This is a genomic window from Streptosporangium minutum, assembly GCF_002149035.1.
GTDB classification, from domain to species: Bacteria; Actinomycetota; Actinomycetes; order Streptosporangiales; family Streptosporangiaceae; genus Streptosporangium; species Streptosporangium minutum.
In genome coordinates this window covers 1-9,541 of record NZ_NGFP01000318.1, presented here as the reverse complement: position 1 = coordinate 9,541, position 9,541 = coordinate 1, and the positions used below count along the sequence as shown (strand labels likewise).

Below are 9,541 nucleotides of genomic sequence, written 5' to 3'. Positions count from 1 at the left end.
GGCCGGGGACGAGGCCGAGACGGCGCACCGCCAGCTCCGCGTAGAGCGCGGCGCCGTCGGGCAGCACGGCGTCGTCGAACCGCGCCCCGGGGGCGTGGTTGTAGGCGGCCTTGCCCGGATCGGCGTCCGGCGGGCACGCGCCGAGCGCCACGAACGCCGACGGCACCTGGTCGGCGACGAACGAGAAGTCCTCCGAGCCGGTGAACGGCTGGGGGGCCTCGATGAACCGCTGCTCGCCGTACACCTCGCGGACGGTCGCGCCGACGAACTCGGCCTCGGCGCCGTTGTTGACCGTCACCGGGTAGTTGACCTGGTAGTCGGCCCGCACGTCCAGCCCGTAGGCGGCCGCGATGCCCTTGACCAGCGTCACCGCCCGCTCCTGGATCCGCCGGTGGGAGGGCTTGGAGAACGACCGGATCGTCGCCTCGAACCGGGCCTCCTCCGGGATCACGTTGTCGACGGTGCCGGCGTGGAAGCTGCCGACGGTGACGACCACCGGGTCGAACACGTCGAACCCCCGCGTCACCATGGTCTGCAGCGCGGTGACCATCTCGCACGCGACGGGGATCGGGTCTTTGGCCCGGTGCGGCGCCGAGCCGTGGCCGCCGGCGCCCCGCACGGTCACGACGAGCTTGTCGGCGGCGGCCATCATGGGGCCGCCTTTGGTGATGAACACTCCCCGGGGGAGCACCGCACTGATCACGTGCAGGGCGTAGGCCGCGACCGGGCGCTCGCCCGCCGCGTCCAGCACACCCTCGTCAATCATGATCTTCGCGCCGCCCTGACCCTCCTCGCCCGGCTGGAACATGAAGATCACGTTCCCGGCGAGCCGGTCCCGCCGGGCCGCGAGCAGGTGCGCGGCCCCGGTCAGCATGGCGGTGTGCAGGTCGTGGCCGCACGCGTGCATCCGGCCCTCCACCTGCGAGGTGACCTCCGCGCCGCTGTGCTCGGAGACCGGCAGGGCGTCCATGTCGCCGCGGAGCAGCACGGTCGGGCCCGGCAGGGCGCCTCTCAGCACGGCCGTGACCGAGCTCAGCCGTTGGCCGAGCCGTATCTCCAGGGGGAGGCCCGTCAGCGCCGCCAGCACCTTCTCCTGGGTCCGTGGCAGATCGAGGCCGAGCTCGGGCTGCCGGTGCAGGGCGTGGCGGAGACGGGTCAGCTCGTCCTGCATGTCGGCGGCGGATTCGCGAAGGGACACGGGCACTCCTCCTGGCGATTGTGTGGCCTGAACGCACGATAGCCCTGATTTGACCGATTCGCGGTCTCGTGTTGGCGATCTTCTGGAAAGGAATCGCTCACACGAGGAGGGCACATGGAAGAGCTGTCTCGGACCTGGTGGGTGTATCTGATCCGTGGTGCCTGCGCGATCCTGTTCGGCCTGCTGGCGATCGTCTGGCCGAGGATAACGATCTACGCGCTGGTCGTCGTCTTCGGCGCCTACGCCGTCGTCAACGGGGTGTTCGCGCTGTTCAGCTCGGGGCGCGGGGGCTCCCGGCTGTGGATGATCCTCTACGGCGTCATCAGCATCCTGGCCGGCATCCTGGCCTTCGTCTGGCCGGGGATGACCGCGCTCGCCCTGCTGTTCCTCATCGCGGCCTGGGCCGTCGTCACCGGCGTCGTCGAGATCGTGGCGGCGATCCGGCTGCGCAAGGCCATGGAGGGGGAGTGGATGTTCATCGTCAGCGGGGCGCTGTCGGTGCTGTTCGGCATCCTGCTGTTCGTCTGGCCCGGCTCGGGTGCGCTGGCCGTCGTCTGGCTCATCGGCACCATGGCCATCGTGTACGGCATCGCGCTGATAGGGCTGGCCTTCAAGGTCAAGGCGCTCGGCGCCCGCCGGCCGGGTCCGGGGACCAGTCCGCGCGTCGCGTGACCAGCGCGGACCCGTCGCGCGACCGCCGGGAAGCATCACATAATCACCGGAGAATCTTCACAAAAATCGGTCTACATACGTAATGTCTCCATATGGATGCCTCGTTGACGGGGAATCATCTGTCCGACTCACTGTGGAGGGGACATGGACGTGCATGGCCGTCTCGCTCGTCATCTGCTCGTCGACGGCTACCGGCTGGAGCTGGACCTTGAACGGAGCCGGGGCTCCCGGCTCGTCGACGCCCGCACCGGCCGGAGCTACCTGGACTTCTACACCTTCTTCGCCTCGGCGCCACTCGGTGTGAACCCGTTCGACGACGACCCGGAGTTCCTCGCCCTGCTCGGCAGGATCGCCGCGAACAAGCCCGCCAACTCCGACCTCTACACCAGCCACCTCGCCGACTTCATCGAGACGTTCAACCGGGTCCTCGGCGACCCCGAACTGCCGCACCTGTTCTTCGTGGAGGGCGGCGCGCTCGCCGTCGAGAACGCCCTGAAGTGCGCCTTCGACTGGAAGAGCCGACACAACGAGATCAACGGGCGTTCTCCGGAGCTCGGCACCAAAGTGCTCCACCTCACCCGAGCCTTCCACGGCCGCAGCGGCTACACCCTCTCGCTGACCAACACCGACCCGGTCAAGACCGACCGCTTCCCGACGTTCGGCTGGCCCCGGATCGAGGTGCCCGCCATCCATCTCGGCGACGTCGAGGCGGCCGAGGAACGGGCGCTGGCCCAGGCGCGGGCGGCCTTCGAGCGCCACCCGCACGACATCGCCTGTTTCATCGCCGAGCCCATCCAGGGCGAGGGCGGCGACAACCACATGCGGGCCGAGTTCCTGCAGGCCATGCAGGAGCTCTGCCACGAGCACGACGCGCTGCTCGTCATGGACGAGGTGCAGACCGGCGCCGGGATCACGGGCACCCCCTGGGCGCACCAGCAGCTCGGCCTCCGTCCCGACCTGGTGGCCTTCGCCAAGAAGGTCCAGGTCGGCGGGGTCATGGCGGGACGCAGGGTCGACCTGGTGCCGGACAACGTGTTCCAGGTCAGCGGCCGGATCAACTCCACCTGGGGCGGCGGCCTGGTCGACATGGTCCGCTCCCGCCGGATGCTGGAGATCGTGGAACGCGACGGCCTGATCTCGCGTGCCGGGGAACTCGGCCAGGGACTCCTGACCATGCTGCTGAAGATCCAGGCCCAGTTCCCGGAAGCGGTGGAGAACGTCCGGGGCCGCGGCCTCATGTGCGCCTTCGACCTACCGGATCCGGCCGAGCGCGACGGTATGGTGTCCCGGCTCAGGCGCGACGAGGGCGTGCTCGTCCTGCCCTGCGGTGAGCGGTCGGTACGGCTCCGCCCGGCCCTGTCGGTCACCCCGGAGGAACTGGAGGAGGGAGCGGCCGCCATAGGGCGGGCGCTGGCGGTCTCCCGGGACCTGCGGCTGTCGGCCTAGAGACGTCCCCTCCGCCTCACAGGCGCGGAGGGTCCTCACGGGTGGCCCGTTCCAGCCAGAGGCCGATCGCGGTCACCCGTGAGTCCACGCCGAGCTTGGCGTAGATCCGGTTCACGTGGTTCTTCACGGTCTTCTCGCTGAGAAAAAGGTGCTGGGCTATCTGCCCGTTGGAGCGACCCGTGGCGATCAACTCCATGACCTCGGTCTCGCGCCTGCTCAGGCCCGTCTCGACTCTGGGCTGTGCGTCGAACGGGGCATCGTCGACTCTCATACGGCCTCCGCGGCAGCAACACGGTCAGGTCGCCGAAACCCCCGGTCTTACGGCGTAGCGATAGCAGCGAGCATAACCCGCAATATCCATTTTTGGTGGGTAAGTCGAAAGTGAGGAAAAACAGAACGGCCGGTCCCGTAGGACCGGCCGTTCTTCTGGGGTGAGCGAGGGGACTTGAACCCCCGGCATCTAGGACCACAACCTAGCGCTCTGCCAACTGAGCTACGCCCACCATGTCCGCCGCAGCAGCACATGAAAAGTGTAGCGGTTTCTGGGAGTCGTTTCGCACCAGGTTTCCGGCGGCGGATCAGGTGACGCCGGTGGAGACGCCCTCGGCCAGCTTGCGGGCGGTGGCGGAGTCCGGGCCCGGCTGGGCCACGAAGACCGCCGCGCGGTAGTAACGCAGCTCACGGATGCTCTCGGTGATGTCGGCCAGAGCCCGATGACCGCCCTGCTTCTCGGGCGAGGCGAAGTAGACCCGTGGGTACCACCGGCGGGCGAGCTCCTTCACCGAGGACACGTCGATCATGCGGTAGTGCAGGAACGTGTCCACGGCCGGCATGTCGCGCGCGATGAACGAGCGGTCGGTGGAGATGGAGTTGCCGCACAGCGGCGCCTTCTTCGGCTCCGGGATGTGGCTCTTGATGTATTCGAGCACCAGGGCCTCGGCCTCGGCCAGCGTGACACCGCCGCCCAGCACCTCCAGCAGGCCGGAGGCGGTGTGCATCTCCCGGACCACCTCCGACATCTGCTCCAGTGCCTCGGGCGGAGGCTTGATGACCACGTCCACGCCCTCGTCAAGCTGGTTCAGCTCACCGTCGGTGACCACGCAGGCCACCTCGACAAGCGCGTCCCGGCCGAGGTCGAGCCCGGTCATCTCACAGTCGATCCAGACCAGCAGGTCACTCATAGCCTTCAGGGTAGTACTCCCTTCAGGAGAGCTTGAGCGAGTCGAGCACTCGGCCGACCACTGAGACGTCCAGGTTGTCGGGCACGGACACGTACACCAGCCCCGGACGCGCGCCCGTTCCCCGGTCCACGATCACGAAGGCGCCCCGCTCCTTCTTCCATTTCCAGCCGTTGGCCTTGGACTCCTTGGAGAAGTCCAGGTCGAACATGAGCAGCCACGCGTCCTTGCCGTCCACCTTGATGGCCTTGTCCTGCACGATCTTCCGCCCGTGGCCGGGGCTGTAGAAGCTCTGCTCGGTCGCGTGCAGCAGTGTCGCGGCGACCGCCCGCATGCTCGGGACCCCGTCGTAGCCGAACTTGTCGGGAAGCTCGCCGACGAAGATGTTGCCGCTCCAGTTGTTGCCCTGGCCGTCGTAGTTCTCCTGGGAGATCGCCAGGGCCGCGCTGGACCACAGGAACTCGAGCGGGCCGCCGCCGATGCTCTCGGGCACCCTCCACGGGGCCCCCGGGAATTCGTAGGACAGGCCGGTCACGGGGTCCTTGAGACGCCCGCCCTCGGGCTGCGGCAGGGGGGTGGAGCCGTCCGGCTGCCCGGGGGACGGCGAAGCCGGCGGATCGGGCGTGGGCTGGAAGGTCGGCTCCTGCACCGTCACCTCCGGGGCGGGGGTGGGGTCGCCGGCGATCAGCCGGCCCCTGGGATCGAACAGGAACATGGCGGCGACCACGACCCCGATGATCGCGATCACCACGCCGCCGCCGCCCAGGATCCACGGCCAGGGGCTGCTCCGGCGCGGGGGCGCCCCGGCAGGGAGGCCGTACCCGCCCACGGGCATCTGCATCGTGGTCCCGTGCGGGGGAGCGGAACCCCACTGCGGCTGCTCCCCCTGGGGCGTCCCCGGTCCCTGGGGTGTCCCCGGTCCCTGGGGCGGGGTGGAGGGCTGGTTCCAGGGCCCCGTGGCCCCGGACGGCGCCCCCGCCTGCCGGTTCCACGGGCCCGTCCCCCCGGGCGGCGGCCCGGCCTGCTGGGGTGACGGCCCGGTCTGCGACGTCTGGTGCGCGGCCTGTCCGGCGAGGGCGTCCGCCGGGTGGGTGGCGTCGGTCCACTGGTTGCCGTCCCACCATCGCAACTGTGGTGAACCGTAGGGATCGGGATACCAGCCGGAGGGGGTCTGCGTGGTCATGGCCGCCAGAGTAGTAAGAACCGGTTTGCCGTGCATTGTGGACCTTGATGGTCACTTATCAACATTTAAAGTTAAAAGACGCCTTGTCCTGGAGCTTCTTGCCGTCAGACAGGGGAGAGAGCAGCCGGAGAGTCGCCGTTCCCTTGAAGCTCCCCTCCCCCTTGACCGACCACTGGAGGATCACCTCGTGCGTGGTCTTCCCGGACGCCACGGTGTCGGTCTGCTCGATCGTCTCCTCCCGGTCGCTCCGCTTCCACTGGTAGCGGATCTCTCCGGCCGAGCCGTTGGTGGTGAGCAGACCCTTGATCTTGACGGTCGCGCCGCACCCCTGTGTCTTCTTCGGCGCGACCACGTCCAGCTCCGTCACCGCCAGCGGGACCGCCGAGGAGCGGAGCAGCCAGGCCACCAGGGCGGCCACGACCATCAGCGCGAGGATCACCGAGGAGACGGCCGTACGGCGACGCCGCCGCCTGGCCGGGGCGCCCAGCACCCGGAGCCTGTCGGAGGGGGGCTCGGTCTGCTGCTGGTCCCGGCCGGCCCGCCAGAGCTGGGCGGCGGTGGTCTCCACGGGCACGCCGGGACCGAATCGCATCACCACGTCCTCGGTACGGCTCTCGCCGCTCCTCGGCACGTGCAGCAGCGTGACGATGTCGCCCTCGTCCGGAGCGGGCAACGCCGGTGCCGGTGCCGGCGCCTGCCGTCCGTCCCGGGCCCGTGCGTCGTGTGCCGTCCACAGGTGCAGGGTCTCCAGCAGCCTGTCCCGGGTGTCGGACCCCGGCGGCAGCAGGTCGCGCCCGGCGAGCAGGGCGTCGCGGGCCGGGGCGAGTCCGTGCGTGGAGGCCGTCGTCGCCGCCCGTTCGAACAGCCCGGCCGCCCCCGGCGAGGACGCGGCCCAGCTCGCCGCCAGGCCCCTGGCGAGCGAGGACCAGGCCGCGACATCACGTTCCGGGGAGGGGGGACGGCCGTATATCGCGTCGGCCAGTCCGCGCTCGGCGAGCCGCGCGGAACCGTCCGCGGCGATCACCACGGTGCCGGGGTGCAGGGCCCCGTGGGCGAGCCCGGCGGCGTGTACCGCCAGCAGCGTCTGCGCGATCTCCACCAGGACGCGGGCCGCGCTGCCCGCGTCGGGCCGGGGGACGCCGGGCGTCTCGGGCAGCAGGTCGGCCACGGTCGGGTTGACCGGCTCCGCGGTGAGCAGCCAGACCTCGCCCTGCGCCGCGATCAGGTCGGCGATCGGGACCAGCCCGGTCACGCCGGCCTGGGTCAGCCTTCGGTCGGCGACCACGGCGCCGACCAGGCGTTCACGTGTCGCGGGATCGCCGATCAGCCGTGGGTCGAAGCTGAGCGCGCCCGCCGGCCGGCCGTCGGCGGCGACCGCCGACGACCAGGTTCCCAGCTCGTCGGTCCAGGTCCGGTGGGTCAGCCGGAATCCGGCCAGACCTCCCCGGTCGGTGTTCACGATGGTTCCCGTCTCGCCATCTACCGCCGCCTCCGGTGCCGTCCTGTCATTTCGCGCTTCACCGCAAGTGTGAACGGGACCGCGCCACTCGTCACCAGCCCGAAGGCGAGGAGCGCCGAGGGGACCGTCTCGATCGGAGGCGCGGGCGAGGAGGTCAGGCTCGGTGACCCCCCGTCGGTGGGGGTCTGCCCGCCGCCGCTGCTCCCCGTCGGCGTCGGTTCGGTGGTGGTGGTCGGCGTGTCGGAGGGGGAGGCCGTGGTCGTCTGGGTGGGTCGCGTCGTCTGCGTGGGCCTGGTCGTCTGGGTGGGCCGCGTCGTCTGGGTGGGGGTCGGCTTCGGCGACGGGCTCTTCGACGGAGGATCGTTCGCGCCGTCGAGAGTGGAGCTCTCCTCGGCCGAGGGAGTCGGCGAGGACGACGTGGTCGGCTTCCTCGTCGGCTTCCTGGTACGCGACGGCGACGGCTTGGGCGTCGCGGTCTGCTTCCTGGTGGGCGCGGCCGTCGGCGGCCCGGCGGTGGGGCTCGTGGTCCGCGTCGGCGTGGCGGTGGGCTCCGCCGACGGCTCCTGCGACGGTTCCCCGGTGGGCTCGTCGGTCTCTTCGGCCGGGATGACCGACTCCACCGGCTCCGAGGAGGCCGTCGGGGTCTGCGTGGTGACCGAGCCCGCCCGGATCGGGGCGCTGTCGCCCGAGTTGACCAGCACCGCGCTCACGCCGCTGATCACCGCGATGCACCCGATGCCGATCAGGACCTTGGCGCCCGTCTTGCCCAGCATGGACGTTTTGCTGATCGTGGACCTGGTGGCGCGCCCGCCGATCTCCGTCTCGGCCAGGGAGGTGCTGGTCTCGGGCTTCTGCATCTCCAGAGGGAGCAGCGAGGCCATGATCCCGATGAGGCCGGCCAGGCGGCGGCGGCCGCGCTCCTGCCAGTCGGGCCCGTAGGCGTCGGCGGCGACCGCCTCCAGCTCGGTGAGGAAGGCGGTGGCGGTCGGCGGCCGGTCCGCCGGATGCTTGGCCATGCCCCGCTCGATCAGCCCCTGCAGCGCCGACGGCACCTCCTCGACGGGCGGGGGCATGGCCTGGTGCTGCCTGGCCAGCGCGGCGATGTTCGTCGCGCGGAAGGGCCGGGTGCCCGTCAGGCACTCGAAGAACACGATGGTGGCGGCGTAGACGTCGGTGGACGGGCCCGCCGGGGAGCCGGTCCACTGCTCGGGGGCCATGTAGGGCGGCGTGCCCGCGGGGGTGTCCCCGTCGCCGGAGCGGACCGCGATGCCGAAGTCGACGAGCCTGCTCGTGCCGTCGGCCTCGACCATCACGTTCTCTGGCTTGAAGTCGCGGTGCACGATGCCCGCCGTGTGCGCGGTCGCCAGCCCGAGGAGGGCGCCCTTGAGCACGAGCAGCGCGGCCTCGGGGCCGGTCGGTCCCTCCGAGCGGAGGATCGCGCGCAGGGCGACGCCGTCCACCAGCTCCATGACGATGGCCGCGCCCTCGCCGGTCTCGACGTAGTCGTACAGCCGGACGGCATGGGGGCTGTCCAGGGTGTTGAGCACCCGTGCCTCGTGCCGGAACCGCGCCACGAACCCGACGTCGCTCCTGAGCTCGTCGGACAGGTATTTGATCGCTACCAGGATGTCATCGGCGTCATGCCGTGCCATCACCACGCGCCCGGCGGCGCCCGCACCCAACTCGCGAATCTCGGTATAACCGGGGACTCGCCAGGCTGATGGCATGCCGTACATAACGGTCTCCTCAGATGTCTGGGCCCCCACCCATAACAGACGGACCGTAGCTTAGCGATAGATCATCAACTTCTGCTCATCAATCGCTAAACGGTCTAATGCAGTCGGAATGATCAGTGATCGTCCGATGGGGCCGGCCCCTCGGCGCTCTCCGTGGACGGATCGGGGTTCTCTCCCGGAGCGGAGTCCGGAGGAGGGGCGGGCCGGACGGTCCGGGTCGTCCCGGGGGGCGGCTCGACGGTCTCCGACGGCTCCTCCGGCTCCCGGCCCGGTCCGGGCTCCTCCTCCGTGGCCGTCGGGCTGGGGGTCTCCGTCGGCCTGGGGGTCCGTGTCGGGCCGGGCGTCGGCTCGGGACACGGGGCGGTTCTGCCGCTCGCGCGGGCGGCGCCGCCCGGCGGGGCACTCGTCGCCGTCACGCTCCAGGCCGACCCGCAGGGCACCCTCGGGAAGGCGAACCTGACCGTCCGCGTGTAGCTCGTCTCTCCGGACAGCGGCACGGTCACCTGCCGGGCCGCCTGGCCCACCCGGAAGACCACCCGGAGGCGCACCTGCCGGGGATCACCGGTGTCCACCGCGATCGAGGCCACGGCCGCACCACGCGCGTTGACGCCGGCCCGCAGCATCTCCACCCGCCGCACCTCCGGCGCGGGCGGGGTGGGTGTGGGTGTG

General features: G+C 70.6%; 8 protein-coding genes, 1 tRNA gene and 1 pseudogene. 2 read left to right on the top strand and 8 right to left on the bottom strand.

All coding sequences use genetic code 11. From position 1 onward, the window contains the following. Nucleotides 1-1,198: M20 metallopeptidase family protein (locus tag CA984_RS39620; protein WP_086578504.1), on the bottom strand; the 1,198-nt coding region annotated here is incomplete at its 3' end. Between the two features lie 114 nt (nt 1,199-1,312). On the opposite strand from CA984_RS39620, the gene CA984_RS39615 reads away from it, so the two are divergent. Both CA984_RS39615 and lat read left to right on the top strand, forming a co-directional pair. Further along, entirely contained in the window at nt 1,313-1,870 is a 558-nt protein-coding gene (locus tag CA984_RS39615; protein ID WP_086578503.1) for an HdeD family acid-resistance protein, read from the top strand. A gap of 144 nt (nt 1,871-2,014) precedes the next feature. Further along, nucleotides 2,015-3,316 carry an L-lysine 6-transaminase gene (lat, locus tag CA984_RS39610; protein WP_086578502.1) on the top strand — a complete coding sequence of 434 codons (1,302 nt, stop codon included), beginning with the start codon at nt 2,015-2,017 and terminating at the stop codon, nt 3,314-3,316. A 16-nt stretch (nt 3,317-3,332) separates the two neighbouring features. On the opposite strand, the gene CA984_RS39605 is transcribed toward lat, so the two are convergent. The 7 genes and pseudogenes from CA984_RS39605 to CA984_RS46735 all read right to left on the bottom strand — a co-directional run. Next, nucleotides 3,333-3,587 carry a helix-turn-helix domain-containing protein gene (locus CA984_RS39605; RefSeq protein WP_031167083.1) on the bottom strand — a complete coding sequence of 85 codons (255 nt, stop codon included), beginning with the start codon at nt 3,585-3,587 and terminating at the stop codon, nt 3,333-3,335. 156 nt (nt 3,588-3,743) lie between these two features. Continuing rightward, a tRNA-His gene (locus CA984_RS39600) sits at nt 3,744-3,819 on the bottom strand. Nucleotides 3,820-3,894: 75 nt separating this feature from the next. Next, on the bottom strand, nt 3,895-4,497 hold the full coding sequence (gene orn, locus CA984_RS39595; RefSeq protein WP_086578501.1) for an oligoribonuclease: 603 nt from the start codon (nt 4,495-4,497) through the stop codon (nt 3,895-3,897). A gap of 22 nt (nt 4,498-4,519) precedes the next feature. Then, nucleotides 4,520-5,677, bottom strand: a complete 1,158-nt coding sequence (locus CA984_RS47480; RefSeq protein WP_086578500.1) for a DUF2510 domain-containing protein — start codon at nt 5,675-5,677, stop codon at nt 4,520-4,522. A 58-nt stretch (nt 5,678-5,735) separates the two neighbouring features. Further along, a complete protein-coding gene (locus CA984_RS39585) occupies nt 5,736-7,136 on the bottom strand; it encodes a protein kinase family protein (RefSeq protein WP_086578499.1) in 1,401 nt (466 codons plus the stop codon). 20 nt (nt 7,137-7,156) lie between these two features. Then, nucleotides 7,157-8,863 (bottom strand): serine/threonine-protein kinase, encoded by a 1,707-nt coding sequence (locus tag CA984_RS39580; RefSeq protein ID WP_278249095.1) that lies wholly within the window; start codon nt 8,861-8,863, stop codon nt 7,157-7,159. Between the two features lie 122 nt (nt 8,864-8,985). Further along, a pseudogene (locus CA984_RS46735) lies at nt 8,986-9,541 on the bottom strand (hypothetical protein); the annotation flags it as partial.